Below are 26787 nucleotides of genomic sequence, written 5' to 3'. Positions count from 1 at the left end.
TACGAAATCTGCTCTTATTTTACAGAGCCTGTAATACCTTCTGCAAACTGTTTCTGTAATACGAAGAATACAACCATGGTAGGGATGGAGCAGAATAATACGCCCATCATCAGTACTCCGTAATCAACCGAATAGCCGGCTGCCAGATTGGCAATCAACATTGGCATTGTCTGTGCACGGTTATCACTCATTACAACCTTTGGCCATAAGTATGCATTCCATGCATTCATAAAGGTAATAACTGCTGCTGCCGCATAAGTGGATTTCTGGATTGGCATATACATACGGAAGAAGATCTGAATCTCATTCAGTCCGTCGATACGCGCTGCTTCCATAACATCGATTGGGAAGTTTCTGGAGTTCTGTCTGAACATCATGATCAGAAACGGTGTTGAAATCGATGGAAGAATAAATGCCCATACTGTATTTAAAAGTCCCATTGATGACATCATCTTAAATAACGGGATCATGGTAGCTACCTGAGGCACCATCATTGCAAGCAGTAAAAACGAAAATACTCTGTCTTTATGACGATCATGATATAATTCAAATCCATAACCAGCGAGTGAACAAATTAGTAAAGCAACTACCGTCTGTACAATCGCATAAAGGAAAGAGTTACCAAGCGCACCAAACAGATCCTGCTGTTCCAAAAGCTTGCGGAAGTTTTCAACCGCCTGCGTACCAAATGTGATCTTTCCTCTTGCGACATCAACGGTTGAGTTTGTCGCAGCGCTAAACATCCAGTAAAGCGGGAACACCGAAATAAATGATACGATAATCAAAAATATGTAAGAAGGGATCAGTCTCTTCTGTATGGATGATGTATGAATTTTCTTCTTAGTCACGCTTGTCACCTACTTTCATATTGATAAATGCAAGAATTGCAACCAGGATAAATACAAAGAACGACATTGCTGAAGCATATCCGAAGTTTGCAACACCCTGTCCGAAGGAATTGTTGTAAATATAATGTGACATTGTTATTGTGGCATTTGCCGGACCACCGTTTGTTAAGTTTACAGACTCATCGAACAACTGTAATGTACCATTGATTGACATGATCATTGTCATAACAATTGTCGGACGAAGCAGTGGAACTGTGATATTCCAGAAGGTCTTCCATGAGCTTGCTCCATCGATCTTAGCTGCTTCATATACGGAATATTCAATATTCTGTAATCCAGCGAGGAAAAATACCATGTTGTATCCGGTCCATCTCCAGATCAGTGCAATAATGATAATAACCTTTGCTGATTTTGCATTTCCAAGGAAATTATAGTTTGTTTCCAGTATTCCAAGATTTACAAGAATGGAATTGATCAGTCCATTGGTTGCAAATAAGGATTTAAAAATCAATGAGTATGATACCAGTGATGTTGCACATGGCAGGAATACACAGGTTCTGAAAAAGCCTTTCAGTTTCAGATCTTTATTGTTCAGGATCTGCGCAAGTAAAATTGCCAGGATTAACATAATTGGTACTTCTATCAGTAAATATAAGAACGTGTTGCCCACAGATCTCATGAACAATTTGTCCTTGAACATTCGTGTGTAATTATAGAGTAATGGCTCTGCCCATTTCATGTTGGCACTTGAGCCGGTTTTTAATGATGTAAAAACTGCCTGAATGATCGGATAAAAACTCATGATCACGATCAGCAGTGTTGCCGGTGCCAGAAACGCCCATCCGGCTGCGTGTTGCTTTGAGGTAACGCTCATCTTGTTTTTCTTCATCTTTGACTCAGTCCTTCCTGTAGTATCAAAAGAAGCTCTCTGTTTTGGATAAAACGGGGAGTCAGATCACCGATTCCCCGTTTTCCTGTTCTGCTCTTACTTATGTTGTAATATTAATTGCCCATTTCAAAGTTCAACTGGTCTTCTGCATCCTGTAATGCATCCTTAACATCCGCTCCATTCTGCGTGATATTAATGATTGCTGCTGCAACTTTTTCACGGCAGGTATAATGATATTCACTCTGTTCTACAGGTTTAACGTGTGAACCCATTTCTACGATCTCGGCGTAGATTGGTGTATTGTTGAAGTACTCAACACCCTCATTGTATACATCGGATTTACCAGCAGAGATACATGTTGTGATAACGCCACCGTTTTTCAGTGCTGCATCATATGTAGTCTGGCTTCCACCGAATGTGTATGCTAAGAATTTCTCTGCAAGCTCTTTATTCTGGCAGTTTGCTGTCACGTAAAGGGAAGCTCCACCGTTTGAAGCATATCCATCGCCGCCTTCGATAGTAGGCATTGTTGTAATCTCCCATTTACCACTGTTTGCTTCTACTTTCTCAATAGTAGGAATGATCCAGTTACCATTGATAACGCCGGCAACCATATCTCCTAAGATTGTCTGGTCTGTGTAATCATTCCAGTCATTTGCAAGATATAATACATTCTTCTGAACCATTTCATCAATAATCTCAACAATCTTAACTAACTTGTCATTCTCAACGATGTTTGGTTTGCCATCTTTAAACTGTGACTCGCCTTCTGCCTGAAGCATCATATAAACAAGGTCGTTTCCATCGCCATCCATGGATAATAAATATTTACCAGTCTTGTTATAAACATCCTCGCCGATCTCGATGAATTTATCCCAGGTGCAGCCTTTCAATTCATCGATGGAATGTCCGGCTTCCTCAAGTAAGTCGATCCGGTATGCAGCTACTACAGTTCCGTTATCTACCGGAACACCGTAATGTTTGTCATCAATGGTAGAGAAAGAAAGCTTCTCTTCTGCGAAATCGTCCCAGTTAATATCTGCATCGTTGACATCCTGGAAAGCATCCGGATAATCTGCTACGTATTTCTGAATCCAGTGATCCTGGAACAGAACAATGTCTGTCAATGTGCTGTAATCTCCTGCCGAACCAGCAAGTGTGATTGAATTCTCAATATCGGATGACTGAGATACTTCGTTGATGTTGAGTTTAAAATCAGGGTCTACATTCTCCTGATAATCTTTTGCAGCTGCCTCGAGTGCCGGAATATTGAAACTCTTATCCCATGCAGAAACGCTTAATGTATGTTCATCCTCGCCAGCTGTCGGATTCTCTGCGCTCTGTGTATCCCCACCTGCAGAGCTTCCGGAACCTTTTCCGGTGCCACATCCTGCCACCATGGAAGCTGTCATTGCAGCTACCAGTAAAACTGATAAAACCTTTCTCTTCATATTTCCTTCCTCCCAATGTTACTTTATAGTCATAATCCCCGCAATTTGTTTCGCACTTGCAATTCTGTTTTGTGCAATTTGTCAAGTTTATGTTTCCCTCGCTTCGATTATATGTGTATTATAACGAATAAATTGTAATTTGTGTGAACCAATTCCGCTATAAAACACGCAAATTCAACCATATATCTTTGTGAAAAAAGTGTCAATTACCACCCTTTTAACGCAGAAATATTAAAATTCAATAATTTTCGCTCATAATTAGCCGGATTAATCTTCCACTGATATGGTGAAGTTGACAAAAACTTCTTAAAATTACGGTTAAATGTGGATGTTGTAGCAAATCCGCACTTCACCGCAACGATATCCATGGAATCATTTGTCTTTTTCATGAGGTCACATGCTTTCTGGACCCGTACCATATTTACATAGTCCATCGGTGACATGTTGATATTCTCTTCAAAAACTCTGCGGAAATGAGTTTCACTCATATTGCAGACCGCAGCCAGTTCCTGTGCCCGGAGTGGACTTGCATAATGTTCATTTACATATTCCATTGCCGCAGTAATCTGCGTATTTTTCATTGTTTTTACCGGTTCTGCTGCCTGTGCCTCGTACTGTTCATTCACCCGGATAATTTCAAGAACCAGTGCTTTTGCGAGACTCCGTACCACTTCCATATAATGCGGGCGTTTAAAACGCATCTCCTCCATGATCATTTTGACCATATCCACAAGTGACATGCACTCACTTTCAAATCTGAGAATTGCATTCTTGTTCAAAACATCAAGCATTTCACGCTGATATATTGGATTGTCCGGATAAATCTCCCTTATGATCTGTTCCGGATCAAAGAATATATACTCCCAGAAATTCGTATCCTCTCCATCACTGATCGTGATGTGTGGATAATTCGCCGGAATCACCGAAATCATTCCTGTACTGTATCTGCATTTTTCCTCATCCAGACACACCACTCCAGCTCCCTGTCTGCAATATCCAACCTCCATCAGATTATGAAAATGAAGATGGAATTCATCATGTCCGTATACCCTTCTCCAGCTGTCCCCTAAAAGAGCAAGCACGGTTTCTTTCTGTGGAATATCGTAATAGCGAAATTCCATTGTTTCCTTTTTCTTTTTTCCCATCGCGCTCCTCCTGCTTTCTTCCATAATAGATAGCTATATCATAACATAAAAACCTGTACGATTTGCTAATTCGAAAATTAAAAAGTCACATTTTGACACTCTGATCTTTATAGCAAGAAAGGAACCGAAGCCGCTTTCGCCTCCGGTTCCTTTCTTTTTGCGTTCTTTTTATGCTTTGCTATGTTACACCCCACAGATCTGATCTGGTTTAATCAAAGTCAAACTTATCAAATCTTTTGTTCATTGCTCCATAACGGAAACGAACCATTTCATTTTTCGCCAGAACATCCTCTTCTGTACCTCTGTACTGGCAGCGGATGCAGCTGTAGATCTTTGTATCTTTGTTGTAGAACATATCGATGTCAAGGTCTCTCATAAAGCAGGACGGACATCTGTAATTTAATTTGCCTTTTCCAAGTTGAGCCATGTTGCAAATACCTCCTTATCTGCGATCTTCTTCTTATATCCAAGTTTAAACATTGGTGAGAATGCATAGCCTTCTTCAATGTAACCTTCTGCTTCTACTGATGCAGTCAGGGAAACTTTTGTGTCGATTGGAGGCACTACAGCGCTGACTGCGTCTGCGCCCTGAAGAGATTCGGTGCGGCATTTATATGCATAGTCGATTCTCTTCTCATCTTTTCCTTCACATCTTAAAACAACGGAAGTCATATCTTCCGGATATTCTGTTGTACCGTAGCAAGCTACCATATACTCATCCAGTGTAACTTCTGCAGTTGGATCACTCATCTCTAAAATGTGACGTTCGATCTTAATATTGGAAGAGCCTTCTTCAAAATACTCTTTTGTCTGTAATTTTACGGTCAGACCATGGAACTCGATTTCTACAGGGTCCAGTGTCAGGATTCTTGTTCTTCCCTCCTGTGAGAAATGTGCATGTGTCGGGCAGAGACACAGATCAACTTCCTCTCCGTTATAGGAAAGTTTTGCACTTCTTACGGTTCCTTCTCCTGCATAATGTGTAAAGTATCCGGCACGATATTTCTCCTGAATCAGGAATGGATAAGACGCATCCTGTACGTGTTTTGTTCCGATTCCAACCGGCCACTCCAGTTTTGCAGCATATGGACGAAGGTCAACAATCGCGCCACCCTGATCCATGTTCACGCATGCTCTCATATATGGATCACAATACCAGAATAACTGTTTGTCAGATCCGTATAAAATATCTCTCCAAAGTGCACATTCCGGTTCCGTGTAACGTTTTTCGTCTGTAACACCCTTTTTCTTTCTGTAATAATCAGCGAACTCAGACATGGTCATGTCGATCAGTTTGCCTTCTTTTTTGAGTTTTCCGTAGTATGCGCATCCGTCTGTATAAGATTTCAAAAGCAGTTCATATGGCTGCTCCCAGCGGCCCATTTTGTTCATCCAGCCAGGTCCGACAAACATCATGTTGTATGCGTATCCATTATTGTATTTGTACAGATCGCGATACTGATCGATCAGATTATACAAGTATGGATACTCCCATGTCTTGGTATCATAGATCATTCCACGGAGAACATTCTGTGGATGTGTTCCGAAGTTGGAACCATTTCCGTCATAGCATGCGATCAGATCTCTGGAAAGATGTGGGATTGCAACGATTCCACTATCCTCGGCTTCGTTTGCAGCCGGTGCATGTGTATTCTGTTTGGATGGAATCCATGGTGCCCATGGGCCGCCATCAAACAATGTATACCAGGAGTTATTGCAGGTATGATATGCTTTTGGTCCTTCTTCCCAGCAGGTTGCAACTGCACATTTCACGGTTGGATATGTAGCCTTGATGTAATTGATCAGATCTGCGTCCATATAATAGGAGCTTGTGGATTCCGGATAAAATCCAAAGCGGTCATGGAACTTTTCAAATACGTCGTTCACAATGGCTTTCTTGTCCTCCATAGAGAACATCCAGATGCAGAAATCTTTTGTCTTATATTTTTCACGGAATTCTTCACATGGAAGACCAAGCAATGATAATCCGATCTCATCTCCAAACTCTTCATGATCATGCTTTGCGATCTCAACAGCCTCATCGTTAAATAATGATGCATAGGTCATCTGGATCGTAACTTTCAGTCCATTCTCATGTGCCAGTCTCTGCTGTGTTCTGAAAATGTCAAGTGATTCTGTTAAAAGTGCTTTATCTCCAATATCCTCTTCTTTTCCCTGTCCGGTAACTGTTGCAGAATATTCTGGAACCATCTCCGGGCGGTGAATGATGTTCACAATAAATTTGTCCATCACTGTCTCCCTCCGTAACCATTTTTATAATTTCTGATGCACAACAAGTTGCGCAATCGGTTGTTCTTTATCTGTAGTATATCAGCCTGTACTTCTTGTGTCAATGTACACTTTTGATATATTTTGCGTCTTTTTTTGCACACATTTCACAAATCGTCTCAAATCCGACCATCGCGCTGCGCAATCGGTTGATCAAAAAGTGAACAAAAAAAAGATACAGATCATATAATCTGTACCTTTTCCAATATTTGAAATTATTTTGTAGATTCTTTTAATACAACCTCATAAGTCAGAAGTGTCTTTTCCGGAACACTCTCATTCTCGATCATCTGGAGAAGTTCTTTGCAGGATGCCATTCCAAGTTCCCTGACATCAAAACTTAATGATGTGATAGACGGCGTACTGTTTTCGAGGACAGAACTGTTATAAAATGATGCAATCCGCACATCCTGAGGCACATGGATCTCTTCCTGTCTCAGCTTTACAAGAACCCTGCTGCAGATTGCATCATCCATACATATGATACAGTCTGCCTTTTTATCAATCAGCTCTTCCACTGCTTTCTCGATCTGCACCCGGCTCTCCAGATTCATATAGATTAATTCATTCTCCGGCTCCCGTCCAAATGAGGTAAATGCTTCCGTGAAACCCTTATACCTGCTCTTCGTGACCACAAACGCATCATTTCCCCCAAGCAGGGCAATGCGCTTCATCTTCCGCATCAGCATAATCGATGTCAATTCCCTGCAGGCACTCTCATGATCATGATCGATCTGCACGACATGTTCATAGTCCGTACTTCCGACCGTAACAAACGGAAGCTTTTTACTTTGCAGAAGTTCGATCTGTGCATCCTTCACATAGGTGCGGAGCAGGATTACACCATCTACCTTACGATTGGATACGATGCGTTCAAGTGCGGCAACATCATTCTCCTGACAGGTACAAAGAAGAATATCATACTCTGACATTCCTGCCACTTCCTGGATTCCCATAATGATCTCCTGAAAAAACGGAAGATCCACCAGGCTGTAATTTCCAGGCATTACCACACAGATATTATAGGTTCTGGACTGCGCAAGTCCTTTCGCAATAACATTCGGTTTATAATCATGCTCTTCTATATACTCCAGTATCCGCTGTCTGGTTGCTTCCCCGATTCTTCCCTTTCCGGATATGGCTCTTGATACGGTTGTCTTCGAAACCCCCAATGCTTCGGCAACATCTGAAATCGTAATATTTTTGTACTGTTCACTCATTTTTCTCCCTCTTCCGTGTGCGCAGCTGCACATTTCTATTTTCTTTTTTTTACACAGAAAAGTCAATATTATTCTGTTTTTTCTTTGCATTCTTTCCAAAAATGTTATACTATTTCTGTAAAACACTTGAATTTGCTTATGAACAATCGGTTGTTCATAATATTAAGAGGGGGTACTTATGAAAACTGACAAACTTTATTATGGAGCTGCATATTACGATGAATATATGCCATATGACCGCATTGAAACAGACATGACAATGATGGAAAAAGCCGGAATGAATGTGATCCGGATCGCCGAATCTACCTGGAGTACCTGGGAGCCACAGGAAGGGCAATATAATTTTTCCCATCTCCACCGCATGCTGGATACCGCAAGAAAGCATCATATTTCCGTCATCATCGGAACACCAACCTATGCAATCCCATCCTGGCTTGCCAAAAAAGCAGATGACATCCTGGCTCTGAACCATGGAGGCCAGGAGCTCTACGGTCACCGCCAGAACATGGATATTACGCATCCTGTCTATCTGTCCTATGCGGAAAAAATCATCCGCAGACTGATGGAAGAAGTCAAAGATGAACCGCATGTCATCGGCTTCCAGCTGGATAATGAGACCAAACATTACGATACCTGCTCGCCAAGAGCGCAGAAAATGTTTGTTGATGCTCTCAAAAAACAATACCCGGACATTCGTGTATTCAACCACGAATTCGGTCTCGACTACTGGAGTAACCGTATTGACAACTGGGATGATTTTCCCGATATCCGGGGCACGATCAACCAGAGTCTTGCCGGCGAATATGCGGCTTTCCAGCGAAAGCTTGTCACAGACTTTCTTGCATGGCAGGCTGCAATCGTGGAAGAATATAAGCGCCCGGATCAATTCATCACGCAAAACTTTGACTATGAATGGCATGATTATTCTTATGGTCTGCAGCCGGAAGTCGACCAGTTTGAAGCGGTCCGTTCCATGACTGTCGCAGGCTGTGACATCTATCATCCAGGCGAAGACGATCTGACCGGTGCCGAGATTACAGTCTGCGGAAATATTGCACGCGGTCTGCTGCGCGACAACTATCTTGTTCTTGAGACAGAAGCACAGGGAAATCCCGGATGGCTGCCTTATCCGGGACAGCTTCGCCTCCAGGCATACAGCCATATTGCAAACGGCTCCAATTCCGTCATGTACTGGCACTGGCATTCAATCCACAATGCCATCGAAAGCTACTGGAAAGGCGTACTTTCCCATGATCTGAAAGAAAATGAGACATACCGCGACTGCTGTGTGATCGGGAATGAATGGAAGCGGATTGGAAGCCATCTGAAAAACCTGCAAAAAACAAACCGGATCGCAGTCATCGCCGACAACCGTTCTCTGACCGGGCTTCGGCTTTTCCCGACTGAAACAAACGGCGAATACAGCTATAATACAATTCTGCGCTGGCTTTGTGATACGCTGTTTCATATGAATATCGAATATGATATGATCCCGGCGGATGAAACATTGTTTTCCAAATATGACTGCATACTGGTACCTGCGCTGTACAGTGCATCTGAATCCACACTGACCGCACTGAATCGCTATGTAGAAGACGGAGGCAGCCTGATCGTGACATTTAAGAGTGGTTTTTCCGATGAGCACTTAAAAATCTACGCAGATACACAGCCTCATATTCTCCATAAAGCGCTTGGCATCCACTATGACCAGTTCACTCTGCCGCATCATGTCTCCGTGTCCTACCATGGCATCGCCGGAACTGCACGCGAATGGATGGAACTTGTCTCCTGTGATACTGCCCGCTCTCTGGTTCACTATGGACACCGTGTCTGGGATCGTTACAGTGCCGTCTCTGTCAACCAGTACGGAAAAGGACATGCCATGTATCTTGCAACACTTTTTGATGAAGCCGTCCTGATCCGTCTTTTTTCCGAATTCTTTGATGAGATCGGTCTGAAGGAGCCACAGAAAATCCCGGTAACTGCATCTTACCCGGTAGTTGCAAAGCAGGGAATCAATGAGCAGGGACACTCGATCCTGTATCTGCTCAATTATTCCCATGACTTCCAGCATGTTTACAATTCTGCGGATGATGCAACTGAACTGCTTTCCGGTAAAACCATCTGCCAGAACGAAGAGATCCAGCTGGATCCATGGGGTGTTGCAATCCTTGAATATTAAATTTTTCCGCATTCCATGCACTGGCAAAATTGTTTTCAAACAAATAGCCCGCTGTCATTCTCATGACAACGGGCTGTTTTATTTCGTTTCGCAGCTATTACTGCCTATTACTGCTGTGGCGCTGCCGGATCTGCTGTGGAATCCGCAGGCTGCTGTTGCTGTGCAGCCTGGGCATCTCTCATCTGAATAAATGTATCCTCAGCAGCCGTAAGTGTATCATAATTCTTTACAAGTTTCTTTCCCAATGCCGATAATGCATCGTATTGTGTACGCGCTGCATTGATTGCCGGCTCTGAATCCAGTGTCACATTACCGATTGCATCAATTGCGGCACTTGCATCTGCTGCAGCCTGTTCATCCGGACTCAGATGTTCTGTTCCCGGAAGATCATAGCAAAGAACTGGAAATCCGGCTTCTACATTATCAAAAATCTGCTGTGCAACGCCAAGCGGCAGATTGACACATCCGTGAGAACCTCTTGTCTTGTACAAAGTTCCTCCGAATGCCGGCTGCCAGGTAGCATCATGCAGTCCGATATCTCCGTTAAACGGCATCCAGTAGCTGACTGGAGTCGCATAGTTTGCTCCACGTAAAGTAGCATTTTTCTCGCAATATGTAATTCCAAATACTCCAGGTGGTGTCTCGTGGGAACCATCCGGTTTTCCGGTTACGACATCTGTTTCCAGCACAAGACTTCCGTTTTTATATAAAAACAGATGCTGCGCTGTCAGGTTGATCTCAACATAGGAATCCCCATAGTCATTTGCCCCATGGCTCGCTGCTGTCATGGAATAATTCAGATCTCTGGTCACAGGCGCTCCACCCTCCAGATCTGAAATAATCGCAGACGCCTCTGCTGCATTATCCACTTTCCATCCATAATGAACGTTTCCAATGCTTACCGTCGTTCCATACGAAGTATTGAGTGTTTTATTTCCATAGCAGGTATTATATTTATCCGCAAGACCGGAAACATAATCCTCAACCGCAGCCTGATCTACGACCGGCTGAAGGTCGTCATCCAGTGAAAGCCAGGAAGCAAACGTGGAAGCATCCAGTGTCTGGCTCTGATCGCCAACCTGATAGGTAATGCTGGATTTTAAATATTTGTTCAATGCATCACAAGCTGTTTTAAGCTTTTCATCATCAGCTGTAACCGATGGCTCCTTATAACATCCTGCCTGTTCCAAATCAACGTTTTCGCTAAGACCGTCTACAGCATCCTTAATGGCTGCAAGCGTTTTATCAGAATCAACTGCAGTGCCTTCCTGTTCCTCTTCGATCGTGAATCCGTTTTTCGCATCATAATCTGAAATTCTGGCGTCTACCGGCTCTTTCTGATTCTTTTCATCCATACAGTCCAGATCTTCTGCAACGCTTTTCAGTTTGTCCTCGTCATAGGAAACAAGTGTCTCACTTGTCAGATGATCCGGTTTGAAAAGCTTTGCAATCCATGCAAATCCATTCTGTTTCTTTAAAAGCTTTTCCATCGTTCCATCTGACTCTGCCTTTAATCCAAAATCATCTCCGGAAATGGTCTCGCTTTTGCCATCGCGCTCGGCAATATTCAGTGCGTATCCCTTTACCGATTCCTCAGCATTCTTCTCCACCTTATCCGCAGTACAGCCTGCTACCGGCATTCCATTAATGGTCGTGCGGAAAAAGAAATGGTTCATAAAGAATACAGAAAAACCAATATAGACAGCTGCAAGCACTCCGCAGATAATACCCGCAGTTATCAGTACTGTTTTCTTATTCAAATGAATATTCTTAAACATATAACTCCTCTTTTCTAAAATTTATCACTCGTAGAATGGTACTTTTGGCATAACCTCCATTATGCCATGTATCATTATACCGTTTGTTTTAATATTGTCAAAAAAAAACTATTTTTGTAATATTTTCGTAATTTTTCTGTTGTATTTTCTGCACAAGAGCACTCATGTTTTCATGGAAGAATCTTAATTTTTTCATAAATTTTATTAAGAAAGCCGAATGTCAATTGTATGTTAAAAAATGCTGTGTTATAATTCAACTCGTAAAAATACCAATATATTTTCGAAAGGTGAAGGATATGAAATCTCTTAAGAAACGTTTCTTGACTTTTTTTGAAAAATACAAGCATCTTCTGATACTTAATTATTTTTTTATCTATCTCGCATGGTTTTCCTATGTAGAGAAAAATGTGACTACACACTTTCATGTGATACATACCGCGCTGGATGATTATATTCCATTCTGCGAATATTTCGTTATTCCGTATCTGATGTGGTTTGGATATGTTGCATGGGGTATCGCATATTTTGCAATACATAACAAGGATATTTATTACAGACTCTGTGCTTTCCTGTTTACCGGAATGACCATCTTTCTGATCATTTCGACGGTATTCCCGAATGGACAGTTCCTGCGTCCTTATTATTTTACACATCACAATGTATTTACCATGCTCTGTGAATGGCTGTATTCAACGGATACTCCGACAAACCTTTTCCCAAGTATCCATGTTTATAATTCTCTTGCCATTCATCTGGCTGTTGTAAAAAGTAAGGAATTCAAAAACCGGAAAACCGTACGTCTGCTTTCCGGAATACTGATGGTCAGCATTATTCTATCAACCATGTTCATCAAACAGCATTCTACATTTGATGTATTTACTGCATTTCTTCTTGCAGGTGTTATGTATTATATTGTTTATGTACGTGGCTGGTCCAAAGTCCCGGCAGCAGCGGACAACTACGAGAAATCACTTCCTCAGCTTTAATTCGGATGTAGCAATAGAATCTTACTCAAATGGCGGTACATATCGTTTTGATATGTACCGCCATTTTCAGTTACTGATGTGATTCTTTTCTTTCTTCCATCCAATCCAGAATATCTTTATATACCGTTTCTTTATCGGTCTCATTTAAGATCTCATGACGATCATTCGCATACAGTTTGCAGGAAACATCGCGGATTCCCGCCTTCTTAAACATCTCACATACAATCTTAACGCCCTCTCCCATATTGCCAACCGGGTCATCTGCTCCGGAAACCAGAAATACCGGAAGTGCTTTGTTATATGTATCGATATTTTTCTGATTACAGCTAAACAGAACAGCTTCTGCAAGCCCCTGATAACCATTGGCCGTAAAACGGAATGTGCAGCGTGGATCATTGTAATATTTTTTTACACTTTTTGCATCTTTGGTAAGCCAGCTGTTTGCTGTATCTTTTCCGGTAAGATCATATCTCTTATATGGAGCCCCAAACGTAAGATTTTCCAGCATCTTACTTCTGTAATGTCCTCCACGCAATGCACCGGTAAGTTTTGCAGTAATCAGACCTGCCTTTGTCACTGCCTCCGGCATATAGCCTGTTCCCATGATAATAGCTCCTGCAAGATGGTCATTGTGGAATGCAAGATATTTCCGAAGCATATAAGAACCCATGCTGTGCCCCAGCATAAAATACGGAACATCCGGATTGTCTTTCTGGATCATGGTACGAAGGGTATGCATGTCCTCAATCAGAATGTCACTTGGATTCTTCGGTGCAAAATACCCCCAGTCTTCTCTGGATGCAACGGATGCTCCATGTCCCAGATGATCATGTCCCACAACAAGAAATCCGTGTTCTGTGAGATAGGATGCAAAAGCCTGGTACCGTTCCACAAATTCAATCATTCCATGCGTAATCTGCAAAACAGCCTTGTATTCTCCAGATGACGGTATCCATTTTACTGCATAGATCTTTGTCTTTCCGTCCTTTGATAAAAAACCAAATGTTTCTTTCTTCATGTTGTTACTCTCCCTTTACCCTTATGTATTCTGATGCCGACTTCATAACCGGCTGTATCATCTGCACCGCATCATCTGTGATTTTCTGCCATGCCTGATATTCTTCCTTCATATCACCAAGCTGTATCTGATTGCGTTTCTGAACTTTTAAGATTTCCTGTTCTGCATTCCAAAGTCCGGTAACCTGTTCTTTCATCTCTGCAAGTTCTGCCGAAACCCCATCATCAAATGCCTCTGCTGCTGTTTCTTTTGTCTCTTCAAAGTGTTTCAGCATCTCTGTTTCAAGGATGTTATTCTCTTTCAGTATTCCAGTAAGAATACCAACCTGTTCCTCCAGCTTCTGTATTCTGCTTTCATCTGCTTCCAGTTTATTTTTTACAGAGACTGCGATGCGCTCATATTCAGAAGACTGATCACGTATTTTCTGCGCGGTCTCTACAAAATTTCTTCCTGTCTCTCCCATTCGTCCAGCTTCTATTGCAGCGGTAAGTGCCAGAACCCCCATGTCCTTTCCAAGTGCCGTCATCTGCTCCATTTTGTCCAGATATTCTTTATTCTGTTCCCGCATGGAAGACGAAAATCCATTCAGATACCCGACCGGTGCCTCATATTGTTTCTGTGCATCCAGAAGCTGTCTCCACTGTTCCTTCTGATCATTCAGCTGTTCTGATGTTTTTTTGCTTTTTTCTGTCATGTCTGTTACAGACTGCTGTAATTCCATGATTTTCTGCTCCAAAATCTTTTCCATGTCTGCATTCTGTGATACATATTCAAGCGTAGTATCCGTGTTACTGCTGATCTGTTCAAATTCTGCCTCAAGCTGACCAGCTGATTCCGCCATCTCGGAATAGCAGCCTTCCACACGCTGCTTCTGCTCCGCAAGATCTGCCACTATCTCATCACTTTTCTGCAAATGTTCTTTTACCTTCTGAAGTTCCTCTTTTAAAGCCTTTTTTCTGCCGCCAAACATATTTCTACCTCCTGTATCATCTATTTTCACTCAATCTTATTGGTAATATTGTATTTCAAACTGCAGACTTTCCTCTCCACGATAGGAATTGATCTTGGGAAAATACACAATCGACAACGTAATTGCATTGCTTCTCCCATGCATAGACGCGTCCAGTTCATCTGCTCCAAACCGGTTACTGATATCATCCATAAACTGATCCGGATCTCCAAAATAAATTCCGGGAACCGGCCTTCCGCTCTGGGTAATCAGTGTCATTTTCCAGATCTTACGTGTTTTTCCAACCGTCCACATCCGTGAAATTCTGACATTCCGGTCAGCAAATACGGGCTTCGGATTCCCTTTTCCAAACGGCTGTAATAATGAAAATTCACGTACCAGATCCTTTGTAACATAATCCATTGGCATTGGCACATCAATTTTCACTTTCGGAATCAGGTCTTCCTCAGGAAGTTCTGCCAGTTCATTGATTCGTTTCCGGAAAACATCAACATCAGACTCATTCATTGATAGCCCGGCTGCCATCGGATGACCTCCAAACCTGGTAAAAAGTTCACTGCATTTACACATTTCTTCGTACATCGAATACCCTTCGATCGATCGTCCAGAACCTTTTACCCCCTCCTCACTCTTTGTGAGAACAAATACCGGGCGATAATAGGCTTCCCGGATACGTCCGGCAATAATTCCTGCAATACTCTCATGAACCTCCGGAAGATACAGAACAATCACTTTATCTTTGCTGTATCCTTCTTCTTCGCAAATCTTCCGTGCGTTTTCTACCCCTTCTGCTGTCATGTCCTTGCGCTCTGCATTTAAAACGACAAGCTCATTTGCTGTCTGGACTGCCTTTTTTTCATCCGTCTCCAGTAAAAGGCTTAATGCTCTTTTTGCCGTATCCAGTCTTCCGCTTGCATTGATGCATGGACCAATCACAAAGCCAAAATGATATACCTCGATTTCCTCCGGCTCAAGCCCACACTGTGCGATCAATGCCCGCATTCCGACGTTTTTCGTATGATGGATCCGTTTTAGTCCTTCGCGAACCAGAATCCGGTTCTCATCCGTAAGCTCCATAACATCGCCCACTGTTGCAAAAGCAACATTCTCCAGGAAATCGAGACTTTCCTTTTCCGGAATACCGAGTTTCTGATACAGTACGCATACCATTTTCCATGCAACTGCTGCTCCACATAACTCTTTATACGGGTACGGACACTCTTTCTGATGCGGGTTGACAATCGCATCGGCTTCACTTGTTAAATACTCCCGGACACCATTTATCTCCGTATAAGGGATCTCATGATGATCTGTCACAAGCACCGTCATGCCGAACTGTTTTGCATATGCAATCTCCTCAATCGCTGCAATTCCATTGTCGCAGGTAAGTATCGTATCAACACCAGCCTGCTCTGCTTCATCGATCAGATTCCGGTTTAATCCATATCCGTCTTTCATGCGATCCGGTATCTGCACACTGACATTGGCCCCACACCTGCGCAAAGCTGTAACAAGTATGTAAGATGACATCACGCCATCGATATCATAATCACCGATCACGCGGATTGCGGCATTCTCAGCAATCTTCACACATAAAATGTCGGTCAGAAGATCCATGTCTTTCATAGAAAGCGGATCATAACAATCTTCCACCGTTCCACTTAAAAACTTCCGGATATCCGCATCTTCAATAATGTCACGGTTTCGAATAATCCGGGCGGTCACCTGATCAATATGAAAGCGTTCCCCAATCCCTTTAAAATCCGCTTTTTTATTTGTTAAAAACCACTGTTCCATTGCCTGCTACCAGTCTTTCTCATAAGTCACATGTAATAACGTAAGCCCCTGTGGAGGAGCTGTATATCCGGCTCTTGCCCGGTCTTTTGCTTCTAATATTTCTGTCATTTCTTCCAGCTCGCGGCTTCCATTTCCAACCTCGATCAGTGTTCCCGTCAGAATCCGTATCATGTTCTGCAAAAATCCATCCCCGGAATAAGTAAGACGTATTTCGTCCCCTTTCTTCTCCACATCAATGCGATACACGGTACGCACGGCCGACTTTTTAAATTTGCGGTTACCACAAAATGACGTATAATCATGCGTTCCGCATAAAAGCTCTGCTGCCTTTTTCATTTTTTCTATGTCTAATGGCTGCTTATAGTCATATAATTCGCGCCGTTCAAATACATTGGGCACGATTCCTGTATGAATCCGGTACTGATAGGTTTTCTCCACGGCATGATATCTTGCATGGAAGCGCTCGTCCACCTCTTCAATAGCAATTACTGCAATATCTTCCGGAAGATACCGGTTCAGCCACTGAAAAATCTCATCCATGGAAAAATGTTCATCCAGATGAAAATTTGCCACCTGTCCTCTTGCATGCACACCTGCATCCGTTCTTCCAGATCCGATCACTTCCACCGGATGTCCTGCAAGTGTCTGCAACACATTCTGAAGTTTTCCCTGAATTGTCTGGTCTGTTGATTTTTGTACCTGCCAGCCTTTGTACCTGGTTCCATCATATTGAACCGTGATTGTATAATTTTTCATGGTGTTATCCTTATGTTTCGTATACTTTTTTATATATTTTTTGCCGTACTAGTTCGCATTTGCGAAATGCATGGCATATGCCATGGATTTTCTCCGTAATCGCGGTATTTCTTTCATTTACGCCTAATTACATTCCTATGCTGCGTAGTATGCATAGCGTTTTCTCCGTAAATGAGCATTTCTTTTTGATTACACCATCATTTCTTCGTAGATTGGCGGTGTAATCGATAATTTTCTTTTCTCTACGGAGAATCCGGCATTTCCTGTGATGAAAAATGTAAATTTTTCGGTGTAATGACTCATTTTTCTCCGTTTACGGAGAAAACAATGGCCAACGAACTCCGCTCCGGCAAAAGCACGAACCCCCTTCTGGTTTTCGTGCTCGCGGGCGCGTTCACATGCATCTAAACAAACTCCCCAGTGCATGCTCGCAAACGCAAGCGTTTGCTCGTTGCTTACGTCATTATACCATGTTTCGTGCAGGGTTGTCACCTACACAAGCTCTGCTATCCTTGTAACGGCTACATAGATTGCTGAAATCTGATACCAGGTTCTATAATCAACAATTCCGGTAACCGGGAGACCAAATACCGACTGAAATGCTTCTACGGCTCTTCTCGTCTGCTCTCCATAGATTCCATCCGGCGTGATTTCCGGAATTGCCGGATAACTCAGTGCAATCCGCTGTAACTGCTCCTGCATCTGTCTTACTTTGGCTCCGGTTGCACCAATTCCAAGATTATATCCCGGCCAGGATGCAGGAATTCCTGAAATTGCTTCTGCCGTATTGATATACATATCATTTCCATAAAACTCTCTTAAAATCTCGATTGCTGAGTAATTTTGATCGCCCAGATACTTGCTGCCCCACTGTGTCATCCACTCCGGACACGTCACCTTCTGACCGTCACAATACTGCGTAAGAATTGGCTGTGTAACATTTGGACGCGAAAGATAATTTTCAAAAAGCTCATCTACGACACGGGAAATATTTTCAAAAACATTTCTTCCATACACAAATTTATGATCGAATGCAGTCGACGATGTAATCGTAAAGTCATATCCTTTGCCCCGATACCACTCCGTATACACGCGGTTCATGGTAAAAGACATAATTGCCAGAATATTGGCACGAAGTGTTGCATCCGGCCATGTTGCATAAATTTCACTGGATGCAACATTTTTAATGTAATCACGGTAACGCACATAATAGTTGTTGGCAGTCGGATCTGTTGGCACACCATCATGGACTACTACATATTCCGGAATAACAACACGGCTCAATACGATCTCTCCGGTCTCTGTTACCGGTTTCACTTCTGATTCCGGGATTTTCGGTGGATAATCTCCATACAACGTATGTGCCGGAATTACAATATTATCTATCGGATTCCCCGGTGCGTCTTCCTCTTCGAGCTGCACGCTCTGCAGCGCCGTTTCTTCCGGCAGCACATCGATAGCAGATATGTTAATCGGTCGATATCCGCTAGCGCTGACATTAATGGTGTATTCTGCGTATGGCTGCTGCCTGGCCGGTTCCATAGAATACTCAAGGGGCGGAGTATCCAGTGTAAAGACCTGTGAGTTTCCCGATGCATCTGTATTCACCTCCTCTAGGATCTGTGAAGGATTCCCTGTGTATGTCAAAGTAATCTTTGCATCTGCAATCGGAATACTCTGACTTGTTGTTACATTCACCCGCAGTTTTCCTTTATCTACGGCCTCCTGTTGTAAATAATGCAGATTTTTCATATACTTACCTTTTTTGTCATTCTTTTTATGATATGCTTCTGTCATACAGGGGGTTACATTATGCCGGCAATTTGCTATAATACATATATAAGGATAAGTAGCTGTTCAACATCTTCACAGTTACGAAAATAAATTGAAAAAGAGGTAATTCTATGCATGCATTTCAAACTTTTCCAATTGAACAATTCGATATGAATCCATTTACCAAGATCGGTAAAGAATGGGCACTTGTCACAGCCGGTGACAAAAACAAATGCAACACCATGACGGTAAGCTGGGGTGGTGTCGGCGTTCTCTGGGGCAAAAATGTGGTATACATTTTCATCCGTGATTCCAGATACACCAAGGAATTCATCGATAACGGAGAATTCTTCTCTCTGTCTTTCCTTTCCGAGGAACATCGTGCTTCTCTTCAGTATTGCGGAGCACATTCTGGAAGAACCGACAATGACAAATGGGCGAATGCAGGACTCACACCGGAATTCCGTCACAGTATTCCGTACCCGGATGAGGCAAACCTTGTTATGCTCTGCCGTAAAATGGCCCGTATCCCGATCACAGAGGATACATTCCTTGATCCACAGATCATGGAACGCTGGTACGCAGATCATGACATGCATGAGATGTACGTAGGTGAAATCATCGAAGTCATGGCCCGTTAATCATATTTATACAGGATTAGGGTGTCAAAATGTCGCTTTTGGCTTAGTGGCTGGCAAATTGCACAAAACAGCGCCTGATTTTGTGACTTGGAAGAAAATTAGAAAATCTTAGTTTGCCTGTGTGTGTCTAGTGTTTGGCTGCCATGGACGGCAGCCAAAGTCTTAACGCACCATGGATGGTGCGTTTAAGACGTACACGTCACTTTTGTAAAATACAAATCAGGTAAACTTAGATTTTCTTATTTTCGAACAATGGAACATAATAGGCACTGCTTTGTGCAATTTGCTAATTTCAAAATTAAAAGCGACCTTTTGACACCCTAATTTCTATAAGAAAAGACCTGGATATTTGGATTAATTCATCCAAAATATCTAGGTCTTTTTCATACTATTTAATCAGATCTTTTACAACTTCTCCTGCAATGATCAGTCCTGCAACCGAAGGAACAAATGCCACACTTCCCGGAATGTCACGTCGTTCCGTACATTTATGTGCTGCTCCCGGCGGGCAGATACAGTTTGTTCTGCAGCTGATTGCCATATCCTCGATCGGTCTTATCGGTTTCTCTTCGGAATAGACAACCTTTAACTTCTTCACACCACGTTTTTTCAGTTCTCTCCGCATCACCTTGGCTAACGGACAGACCTTTGTTTTGTAAATGTCTGCCACCCGGAACTGGCTGGCATCTAATTTATTGCCGGCTCCCATACTGCTGATGATTGGAATGTCAAGTTCTTTTGCCTTCATGACAAGCGCAATCTTCGCTGTCACAGTATCAACGGCATCCACGATATAATCGTACTCTTCAAAAGGAAAATCGTCCTGATTCTCCGGAAGAAAAAAGCATTTGTGAATACGCACATCTGCATTCGGATTGATCTCCAGAATACGGTCACGCATCACGTCTGCCTTATACTGTCCAACGGTTTTTCTTGTAGCGATAATCTGTCTGTTTAAATTTGTCAGACAGACCTTGTCATCGTCAATCAGATCAAGGGCACCAACTCCACTGCGGACAAGTGCCTCACAGACATAACCGCCGACTCCACCCACTCCGAATACTGCAACTCTGGATTTCTCCAGCTTCGTCATTGCCTCTTTTCCAAGTAATAATTCTGTTCTTGAAAATTGTGTAAGCATCTCTTTATCTCCTACTATTCTTGTGGGTTTTATATTATATCATTTTTGACAGCTTGTCAATTCCGGACACATGCAAAAGCAGGCTTCTGCTTTCATTTATGCAGTGCATCGCAGAATTGACTGTAAAATATGAACCACGCAATACTGAAGGTCTGCAATCGTGATCTCATCACCTTCCTGAACTGCCTGAACAATGTCATCTACATCCTTCTGGCATCCAGGCATGATCAGATCATTACCCGCAGCGATACAACCTGCACTCGATGCCTGTGGATATTGGATCTTATCCACAAGCCACGCCGAAGGCTCCATCGTTGTACACCAGTCTGTCATGACAACACCATAAAATCCCCACTCATTGCGTGCGCACATCTCAAGCAGCTCATAATTGTTCGCTGAATGTGTTCCATTCAGTAAATTGTAAGATGTCATAAGCGCATATGGCTGTGATTCACGGATTGCAATCTCGAATCCTTTCAGATAAATCTCGCGCAGCGCACGCTCACTGATATGGGAATTGCAAAACATCCGATTGTCTTCCTGATTATTTCCAGCAAAATGCTTCAGTGTCGTTCCATGATTTCCGGTACTTTGTACTCCATTCGTACCCGCAGCAGCGCAACGTCCGCTTAACAGCGGATCTTCCGAATAATATTCAAAATTGCGTCCGCACAGTGGATTCCTGTGAATGTTCATTCCCGGTGCAAGCCAGAGGTCGATATGATATTCCGACATCTCCCTGCCGACGATCTCACCCATTTTCTCAATAAGCGGCATATTCCAGGATTGTGCCAGATTTGTTGCGATCGGTATCGCTGTGCAATACTGATAATAATGTTTTGCGCCTTTCGGAAGCTTCTCCGGAAATGGTACCATCTCTTTTCCAAAGCCCTGTCCACCGTCTAAAAGCTGCCCTCTGCCGTTTGTGATAAAATGTGGCTGTAAACGCAGTCCGGCCGGTCCATCTGCCAGAATAAGATTCGGAATCTTTCTTGTTTTGAAAAGAAAATCATTCGTATCCGCGGCCGCTCCAGGTGCTGACACCGATGCCGTTCCTATGATCGTTGCCTTCCCTTCCTTTTCTTTTGCGAACCTGCCCACACAAAGCGTTGCAAGCTCTTCCACGGTCAGCTGAGCCGTAAGCTGCTGCACAGTAGCTTTGCCCTTTCTGACGTCTTCAAGCGTAAGTTTCTTCTGTGGCTGCTGGTTGGTAAGCTCCACCCGTTCCGTCTGATAAAGAACCGATCTTGTCTCAAATGCACGCGGAGAAAGCATGATCTTTACCGCATCCCACTTCTGATCTCTTTCATTGACCGAATGGATGCTGACTGCATCTTTTTTGCTCAATTCTTCAAACTGCTCTTCATCTGAAAATGCATTCCGAAGCTTCTGTACAACCGTTGTCTGCGGAAGAAAAAGAACCGCTGCGACACTGGTATTGCGTGAACTGTTTCCAACGCGGAGCAGATATTCTCCCTCTTCAAGTTTGTAGGATGCCTCTTCTGTATCATAGGATGCCATATCTGTCGTTGCAAAACGGATCTCCATCCGCTGCTTTTCTCCCGGTGACAACAGCCTTGTCTTTGCAAAGGCAGCAAGCTCCTGATATGGCTTTTCCAAAATTCCCTCCGGTGCCGAATAATATACCTGGACAACTTCTTTTCCGGAATAAACAGAACCGGTATTGGTAACTTCAACGTCTAAAATAACCTGTTTTTCATCCGCTTTCACAGAAACCGTCTGAATGGAAAAATTCGTATAAGACCTTCCAAAGCCGAAGCAATACTGCGGCTTAATTCCGAACGTATCGAAATACCGGTATCCAACAAAGATGCCTTCCCTGTAATATTCATCATCCACATTGCCGTTATTATGACTGAACTCTGCCGAAGATGGATAATCCTTATAGGAAACTGCCCATGTATCCGTGAGTTTTCCGGATGGAACTTTTCTTCCATACAAAACATCGGCAACTACGGAGCCACCGACATCTCCGCTTTGTCCGACCAGAAGCAGCGCACTGATTCCCGGTGTACATTTGATGGCTGTAGCATCAATGATTCCACCGGTATTTAACAGTACGATCACGTGGCTGAATTTCTGACCGAGAAGATGGATTGCAGCAGCTTCCTCATCACTAAGCAGATAATCTCCCTTTTCGTAATGCCGGTCTGTGCCTTCGCCTGAATTGCGCGCAAGCACATAAACAGCGGTATCACCATCTGTTTTTTCCAGATCTTCTTCTGTAATCTCCGGAATCTTTGGATTCTCCATCTGGCATTCAAAAGAAGCCTGAAAAACAGGCATATTACGTTCCTTTGCAATACGCTCCAACTGCTCACGATATGCACGCTCAGCCTCTTTTAACACCTCGTCATAACGATCCAGCCAGTCCTTCGTGGTAATCGTAATCCCTGCGTCTTTTAATCCCTGTTCAATCGTAACAGCCCCTCTGGAATTGACCTCCCCGGACCCTGTGCCGCCTTTTACCGTATGCCGTACTCCATTTCCGAAAACAGCAAGTTCCTTTTTCTCTTCGGAAAGTGGAAGTGTCCCATCGTTTTCCAGAAGCACCATACATTCACTCGCATAGGATCTGACCTGTTCCAGATTGGCTTTCTCAAGTTCCGTTATCTCATCTGATGTTTTTGCATAAAATTTACTCATTCAAAAACCTCCGCGTTCCCTCGATCAGCGGCAGCCTGTGCTGATCGACTCAATCGCAACAGCACCTCCGCGAACCACTTCGATCCTGTGGAATTTGGATTTCAAGAGTGCAATAAGATCATCGTTTCTTCTTGCCGTCAGCTTGCATTCCAGAAGTACACTGTCCTTACCGATATCCACAACATCGACTTTGAAAACCTGTGCGATCTGGAATACCTCTTCTTTTTCTGCGGCATTGACGTCGAGCACTTTTGCAAACAGGATCTCTTTCATATGAAGTGGAACATCCGTAAGATCCATAACTTTAATCACTTCAACCATACGGTTCAACTGCTTTTTGATCTGTTCAAATGTAATATCATCACTCGTTACACAGATTGTCATACGGGATATTGTCTCATCCTCTGTAGTTCCTACCGTCAGGCTCTGCAGATTGTAAGATTTTCCTGAGAAAAGTCCTGAAACTTTCGCAAGAACTCCGACCTCATTCTCCACATATAATGCAATCCATCGATTTTTCATATTGGACATATGAGCCCCTCCTTATTTCAAAATCATTTCGCTCATCGGATTACCACTCTTAACCATTGGAAGAACGATTTCATCCGTTGCAATCATAAACTCGATCACCGTTGGAACATCTTTGTGCTTCTTTGCCTCTGCAAAAGCAGCATCAATATCCTCTTCCCGCTCCACACGAATTCCATAAGCTCCGTAGCTTTCTGCCAGTTTTACAAAATCCGGTGTATATGGAGGACAGGACGGATTCGGTCCTTTGCAGTTCGAAGGACAGGAAGCCCTTCTTCTTAAGCAGGTTGCAGAATAACGCTTTCCATAAAAAAGCTGCTGCATCTGCCGTACCATTCCAAGATAATAGTTATTTAAAATACAGACGGTAACACCTGCACCCTGTGTGATTGCAGTTGCCATCTCCTGAATGTTCATCTGCATTCCACCATCTCCGGAAATACAGATTACATCGCGGTCAGGATTACCAATCTTGGCACCGATTGCCGCCGGAAAACCAAATCCCATGGTTCCAAGTCCTCCGGAGGTAATCATCTGGCTGGATGAATCCAGGGTAAGATACTGGGTTGCCCACATCTGATGCTGTCCTACATCCGTAACATAGATGCCGTCTGGATAATTGGAGTTGATATGCTCCATGATCATCTGCGGTGTCATTCCACGGTCTCTGCGCATCTCAAGCGGATTGGCTTCCTCCCATGCATGAATCTCTTCAATCCACGATTTTGTCTTCTTTGGTTCTGCCCATTCCATCAACTTCTCAAGTGCAAGTCTTGCATCCGATACAACCGGAACATCCACAACAACGTTTCTGGAGATGGAAGCCGTATCAATATCGATATGTACAATCTGTGCTTTCGGCGCAAATTCATTCAGATCACCAGTGATCCTGTCATTAAACCGGGTTCCGATGGAAAACAGGACATCACATTCACTGACAGCCTTGTTTGCAGAAAAACGGCCATGCATTCCACAGTTTCCAATATAAAGCGGATGTCCTGCTGGAAGTGCACCCTTTCCCATGATCGTGGTAACAACCGGAACATTCATCTTTTCTGCAAACTGCTGAAGCAACAGGTTGGCTCTGGAGATATTAATACCTCCTCCTGCAAGGATCAACGGTTTTTTCGCTGACTTCAAAAGCTTATATGCCTTTTTCAACTGACCAACATGTACACTGTTGCACGGTTTATATCCACGGATATCCACATGATCCGGGTATTCTGCATCTCCGGACGCAGTCTGGATATCTTTTGGGATGTCGATCAGAACCGGACCGGGTTTACCGGTGCGTGCGATATGAAACGCCATCTTGATTGTTTTTCCAAGGTCCTTTCTGTCACGTACGGTCACGCAGTATTTGGTGATACTTCTTGTCATGCCGACAATATCTACCTCCTGGAATGCGTCATTACCGATCAGACTGAGTGGAACCTGGCCTGTAAAACATACAAGAGGGATATTATCATAATGCGCATCCGCAAGACCTGTGATAATATTCGTTGCTCCCGGTCCGGATGTTACAAGGCACACTCCGACTTTTCCGGTTGAGCGCGCATACCCTTCCGCTTCATGAATCAGCCCCTGCTCATGTCTTGGAAGTACGACCCGTATGCTGTCCTGTTTGTATAACTCATCAAAAAGGTCGGTAACTGTTCCACCCGGATATCCGAATAAAATGTCAACGCCCTCTTCTTCCAATGCTTTTACAAATAATTTTCTTCCTGTAATATCCATGGAAAATCCCCTTTCTATATCAATGCCATCACACGAAGGATATAGATCCATCCGGTCAGTGTGAATGCTGCAAGAAGCGTTGTTGTAACAACAATACTTGCCGTGAGCACACCATCATTTTTCATATTTTTTGCCATAATATAACAGCTCGGAGTTGCCGGTGCTGCAAGCATGATCAAAATTGCGATCATCTTCTCTCCATCAAATCCAAGATATGCCGCAACCGGAAGGAAAATAAGCGGCTGGATCACAAGTTTGATCGCTGATGCCCATAACGTCGGCTTCATCTTTGCAAGCGCTTTTCTTCCCTCAAATCCAGCTCCCAGAGCGATCAGGGCAAGCGGTGTTGCCATCTGGGCAACCGAATTGACTGTCTTATCCACGATCACCGGAAAATGAATTCCAGCAAGTGCCACGACAAGTCCCAGCACGATTGCAATAATGATCGGGTTCTTTGCAATGTTGATGCACGCCTGTTTAATTTTTCCCGTATCACGCGCCTCATCTCCATTATCTGCTTCAAATGTCAGAACAAGAACGGAATAAATATTATAAAGCGGAACTGCACCAATGATCATGAGCGGTCCCATTGCCGATGCTCCGTAAATATTACTGATAAATGCAAGCCCCATGACTGCTGCGCTGCTCCGGAAAGAAGCCTGCACAAATGCGCCACGCATCGTACGGTCTTTTAAAAACAGCTTTGTGACGCCCCAGATCGCCCAGAAACAGATCGAACTTGCAATTGCACAAAAAAGTACGAATTTCAGATCAAACACTGCTTTGATGTCCACGGAAGAAATATCGCGAAACAACATAAAAGGAAGTGTCACCTTGAAATTGAAGCGGTTTGCAACCGTTACAAAATTGTCATTTAACATTCCGATCTGTTTTAACACCCATCCGATAACCATAACAAGGAAAATCGGAAAGGTTACATTAATACTGAATATAAAATCATTCATAATCTT

Annotated in this window: 22 protein-coding genes; 3 read left to right on the top strand and 19 right to left on the bottom strand. The window is 43.2% G+C overall.

What is annotated here, in order from left to right:
• Positions 1-14: 14 nt before the first annotated feature.
• The 7 genes from FYJ75_RS06400 to FYJ75_RS06370 all read right to left on the bottom strand — a co-directional run bounded on the left by FYJ75_RS06400 (position 15) and on the right by FYJ75_RS06370 (position 7842).
• Positions 15-848, bottom strand: a complete 834-nt coding sequence (locus tag FYJ75_RS06400) for a carbohydrate ABC transporter permease (RefSeq protein WP_328596877.1) — start codon at positions 846-848, stop codon at positions 15-17.
• Positions 841-1737 (bottom strand): carbohydrate ABC transporter permease, encoded by an 897-nt coding sequence (locus FYJ75_RS06395; protein ID WP_154429638.1) that lies wholly within the window; start codon positions 1735-1737, stop codon positions 841-843. The genes FYJ75_RS06400 and FYJ75_RS06395 overlap by 8 nt, the downstream gene beginning before the upstream one ends.
• A gap of 113 nt (positions 1738-1850) precedes the next feature.
• A complete protein-coding gene (locus tag FYJ75_RS06390; RefSeq protein WP_154429637.1) occupies positions 1851-3188 on the bottom strand; it encodes an ABC transporter substrate-binding protein in 1338 nt (445 codons plus the stop codon).
• A gap of 206 nt (positions 3189-3394) precedes the next feature.
• Positions 3395-4333, bottom strand: coding sequence for an AraC family transcriptional regulator (locus FYJ75_RS06385; RefSeq protein WP_154429636.1), 939 nt, complete (start codon positions 4331-4333; stop codon positions 3395-3397).
• Positions 4334-4541: 208 nt separating this feature from the next.
• Positions 4542-4760 carry a hypothetical protein gene (locus tag FYJ75_RS06380; protein ID WP_154429635.1) on the bottom strand — a complete coding sequence of 73 codons (219 nt, stop codon included), beginning with the start codon at positions 4758-4760 and terminating at the stop codon, positions 4542-4544.
• On the bottom strand, positions 4733-6583 hold the full coding sequence (locus tag FYJ75_RS06375; protein WP_154429634.1) for a hypothetical protein: 1851 nt from the start codon (positions 6581-6583) through the stop codon (positions 4733-4735). Before FYJ75_RS06375 ends, FYJ75_RS06380 begins: the two co-directional genes overlap by 28 nt.
• A gap of 254 nt (positions 6584-6837) precedes the next feature.
• Positions 6838-7842, bottom strand: coding sequence for a LacI family DNA-binding transcriptional regulator (locus FYJ75_RS06370; RefSeq protein ID WP_154429633.1), 1005 nt, complete (start codon positions 7840-7842; stop codon positions 6838-6840).
• A gap of 178 nt (positions 7843-8020) precedes the next feature.
• Here FYJ75_RS06370 and FYJ75_RS06365 point away from each other — a divergent pair, with 178 nt between their 5' ends.
• Positions 8021-10024, top strand: a complete 2004-nt coding sequence (locus FYJ75_RS06365; protein WP_154429632.1) for a beta-galactosidase — start codon at positions 8021-8023, stop codon at positions 10022-10024.
• Positions 10025-10131: 107 nt separating this feature from the next.
• Here FYJ75_RS06365 and FYJ75_RS06360 read toward each other — a convergent pair whose 3' ends face one another.
• The gene (locus tag FYJ75_RS06360) at positions 10132-11802 is read right to left on the bottom strand and encodes a L,D-transpeptidase family protein (protein ID WP_154429631.1); all 1671 of its coding nucleotides are present in this window, start codon (positions 11800-11802) and stop codon (positions 10132-10134) included.
• 296 nt (positions 11803-12098) lie between these two features.
• Here FYJ75_RS06360 and FYJ75_RS06355 point away from each other — a divergent pair, with 296 nt between their 5' ends.
• The gene (locus FYJ75_RS06355; RefSeq protein ID WP_154429630.1) at positions 12099-12788 is read left to right on the top strand and encodes a phosphatase PAP2 family protein; all 690 of its coding nucleotides are present in this window, start codon (positions 12099-12101) and stop codon (positions 12786-12788) included.
• A 70-nt stretch (positions 12789-12858) separates the two neighbouring features.
• On the opposite strand, the gene FYJ75_RS06350 is transcribed toward FYJ75_RS06355, so the two are convergent.
• From FYJ75_RS06350 to FYJ75_RS06325, 6 genes are all read right to left on the bottom strand, one after another.
• Entirely contained in the window at positions 12859-13806 is a 948-nt protein-coding gene (locus FYJ75_RS06350; RefSeq protein ID WP_154429629.1) for an alpha/beta fold hydrolase, read from the bottom strand.
• Positions 13807-13810: 4 nt separating this feature from the next.
• Entirely contained in the window at positions 13811-14776 is a 966-nt protein-coding gene (locus FYJ75_RS06345) for a coiled-coil domain-containing protein (RefSeq protein WP_154429628.1), read from the bottom strand.
• A 36-nt stretch (positions 14777-14812) separates the two neighbouring features.
• Positions 14813-16573: a single-stranded-DNA-specific exonuclease RecJ gene (gene recJ, locus FYJ75_RS06340; RefSeq protein WP_154429627.1), complete on the bottom strand. Its 1761-nt coding sequence runs from the start codon at positions 16571-16573 to the stop codon at positions 14813-14815.
• Between the two features lie 6 nt (positions 16574-16579).
• Positions 16580-17329, bottom strand: a complete 750-nt coding sequence (gene truA / locus FYJ75_RS06335) for a tRNA pseudouridine(38-40) synthase TruA (protein WP_154429626.1) — start codon at positions 17327-17329, stop codon at positions 16580-16582.
• A gap of 189 nt (positions 17330-17518) precedes the next feature.
• Positions 17519-17821, bottom strand: coding sequence for a hypothetical protein (locus FYJ75_RS06330; RefSeq protein WP_154429625.1), 303 nt, complete (start codon positions 17819-17821; stop codon positions 17519-17521).
• Entirely contained in the window at positions 17822-19081 is a 1260-nt protein-coding gene (locus FYJ75_RS06325) for a peptidoglycan-binding protein (RefSeq protein ID WP_154429624.1), read from the bottom strand.
• A 152-nt stretch (positions 19082-19233) separates the two neighbouring features.
• Here FYJ75_RS06325 and FYJ75_RS06320 point away from each other — a divergent pair, with 152 nt between their 5' ends.
• Positions 19234-19743: a flavin reductase family protein gene (locus FYJ75_RS06320; RefSeq protein ID WP_154429623.1), complete on the top strand. Its 510-nt coding sequence runs from the start codon at positions 19234-19236 to the stop codon at positions 19741-19743.
• A gap of 388 nt (positions 19744-20131) precedes the next feature.
• Here the strand turns inward: FYJ75_RS06320 and FYJ75_RS06315 are convergent, their stop codons facing one another.
• The 5 genes from FYJ75_RS06315 to FYJ75_RS06295 form a co-directional block, all read right to left on the bottom strand.
• Complete coding sequence (locus FYJ75_RS06315; protein ID WP_154429622.1) at positions 20132-20884, bottom strand: tRNA threonylcarbamoyladenosine dehydratase; 753 nt, start codon at positions 20882-20884, stop codon at positions 20132-20134.
• Between the two features lie 96 nt (positions 20885-20980).
• Positions 20981-23551: a glycoside hydrolase family 3 protein gene (locus tag FYJ75_RS06310; protein ID WP_154429621.1), complete on the bottom strand. Its 2571-nt coding sequence runs from the start codon at positions 23549-23551 to the stop codon at positions 20981-20983.
• A 24-nt stretch (positions 23552-23575) separates the two neighbouring features.
• A complete protein-coding gene (gene ilvN, locus FYJ75_RS06305; protein ID WP_154429693.1) occupies positions 23576-24073 on the bottom strand; it encodes an acetolactate synthase small subunit in 498 nt (165 codons plus the stop codon).
• Positions 24074-24094: 21 nt separating this feature from the next.
• Positions 24095-25816 (bottom strand): biosynthetic-type acetolactate synthase large subunit, encoded by a 1722-nt coding sequence (gene ilvB / locus FYJ75_RS06300; protein WP_154429620.1) that lies wholly within the window; start codon positions 25814-25816, stop codon positions 24095-24097.
• 14 nt (positions 25817-25830) lie between these two features.
• Positions 25831-26781 (bottom strand): AEC family transporter, encoded by a 951-nt coding sequence (locus FYJ75_RS06295; RefSeq protein WP_154429619.1) that lies wholly within the window; start codon positions 26779-26781, stop codon positions 25831-25833.
• Between the last annotated feature and the right edge of the window lie 6 nt (positions 26782-26787).

Source organism: Roseburia porci (genome assembly GCF_009695765.1).
Lineage (GTDB): Bacteria > Bacillota > Clostridia > Lachnospirales > Lachnospiraceae > Roseburia > Roseburia porci.
This window is presented reverse-complemented; position numbering and strand designations above follow the sequence as displayed.

What these genes read in the sequence shown, in the direction of transcription:
- FYJ75_RS06395 (WP_154429638.1), bottom strand. Translation starts at nt 1,737, where the DNA reads ATGAAGAAAAACAAGATGAGCGTTACCTCAAAGCAACACGCAGCCGGA.
- FYJ75_RS06390 (WP_154429637.1), bottom strand. Translation starts at nt 3,188, where the DNA reads ATGAAGAGAAAGGTTTTATCAGTTTTACTGGTAGCTGCAATGACAGCT.
- FYJ75_RS06385 (WP_154429636.1), bottom strand. Translation starts at nt 4,333, where the DNA reads ATGGGAAAAAAGAAAAAGGAAACAATGGAATTTCGCTATTACGATATT.
- FYJ75_RS06380 (WP_154429635.1), bottom strand. Translation starts at nt 4,760, where the DNA reads ATGGCTCAACTTGGAAAAGGCAAATTAAATTACAGATGTCCGTCCTGC.
- FYJ75_RS06375 (WP_154429634.1), bottom strand. Translation starts at nt 6,583, where the DNA reads ATGGACAAATTTATTGTGAACATCATTCACCGCCCGGAGATGGTTCCA.
- FYJ75_RS06370 (WP_154429633.1), bottom strand. Translation starts at nt 7,842, where the DNA reads ATGAGTGAACAGTACAAAAATATTACGATTTCAGATGTTGCCGAAGCA.
- FYJ75_RS06365 (WP_154429632.1), top strand. Translation starts at nt 8,021, where the DNA reads ATGAAAACTGACAAACTTTATTATGGAGCTGCATATTACGATGAATAT.
- FYJ75_RS06360 (WP_154429631.1), bottom strand. Translation starts at nt 11,802, where the DNA reads ATGTTTAAGAATATTCATTTGAATAAGAAAACAGTACTGATAACTGCG.
- FYJ75_RS06355 (WP_154429630.1), top strand. Translation starts at nt 12,099, where the DNA reads ATGAAATCTCTTAAGAAACGTTTCTTGACTTTTTTTGAAAAATACAAG.
- FYJ75_RS06350 (WP_154429629.1), bottom strand. Translation starts at nt 13,806, where the DNA reads ATGAAGAAAGAAACATTTGGTTTTTTATCAAAGGACGGAAAGACAAAG.
- FYJ75_RS06345 (WP_154429628.1), bottom strand. Translation starts at nt 14,776, where the DNA reads ATGTTTGGCGGCAGAAAAAAGGCTTTAAAAGAGGAACTTCAGAAGGTA.
- recJ (WP_154429627.1), bottom strand. Translation starts at nt 16,573, where the DNA reads ATGGAACAGTGGTTTTTAACAAATAAAAAAGCGGATTTTAAAGGGATT.
- truA (WP_154429626.1), bottom strand. Translation starts at nt 17,329, where the DNA reads ATGAAAAATTATACAATCACGGTTCAATATGATGGAACCAGGTACAAA.
- FYJ75_RS06325 (WP_154429624.1), bottom strand. Translation starts at nt 19,081, where the DNA reads ATGAAAAATCTGCATTATTTACAACAGGAGGCCGTAGATAAAGGAAAA.
- FYJ75_RS06320 (WP_154429623.1), top strand. Translation starts at nt 19,234, where the DNA reads ATGCATGCATTTCAAACTTTTCCAATTGAACAATTCGATATGAATCCA.
- FYJ75_RS06315 (WP_154429622.1), bottom strand. Translation starts at nt 20,884, where the DNA reads ATGCTTACACAATTTTCAAGAACAGAATTATTACTTGGAAAAGAGGCA.
- FYJ75_RS06310 (WP_154429621.1), bottom strand. Translation starts at nt 23,551, where the DNA reads ATGAGTAAATTTTATGCAAAAACATCAGATGAGATAACGGAACTTGAG.
- ilvN (WP_154429693.1), bottom strand. Translation starts at nt 24,073, where the DNA reads ATGAAAAATCGATGGATTGCATTATATGTGGAGAATGAGGTCGGAGTT.
- ilvB (WP_154429620.1), bottom strand. Translation starts at nt 25,816, where the DNA reads ATGGATATTACAGGAAGAAAATTATTTGTAAAAGCATTGGAAGAAGAG.
- FYJ75_RS06295 (WP_154429619.1), bottom strand. Translation starts at nt 26,781, where the DNA reads ATGAATGATTTTATATTCAGTATTAATGTAACCTTTCCGATTTTCCTT.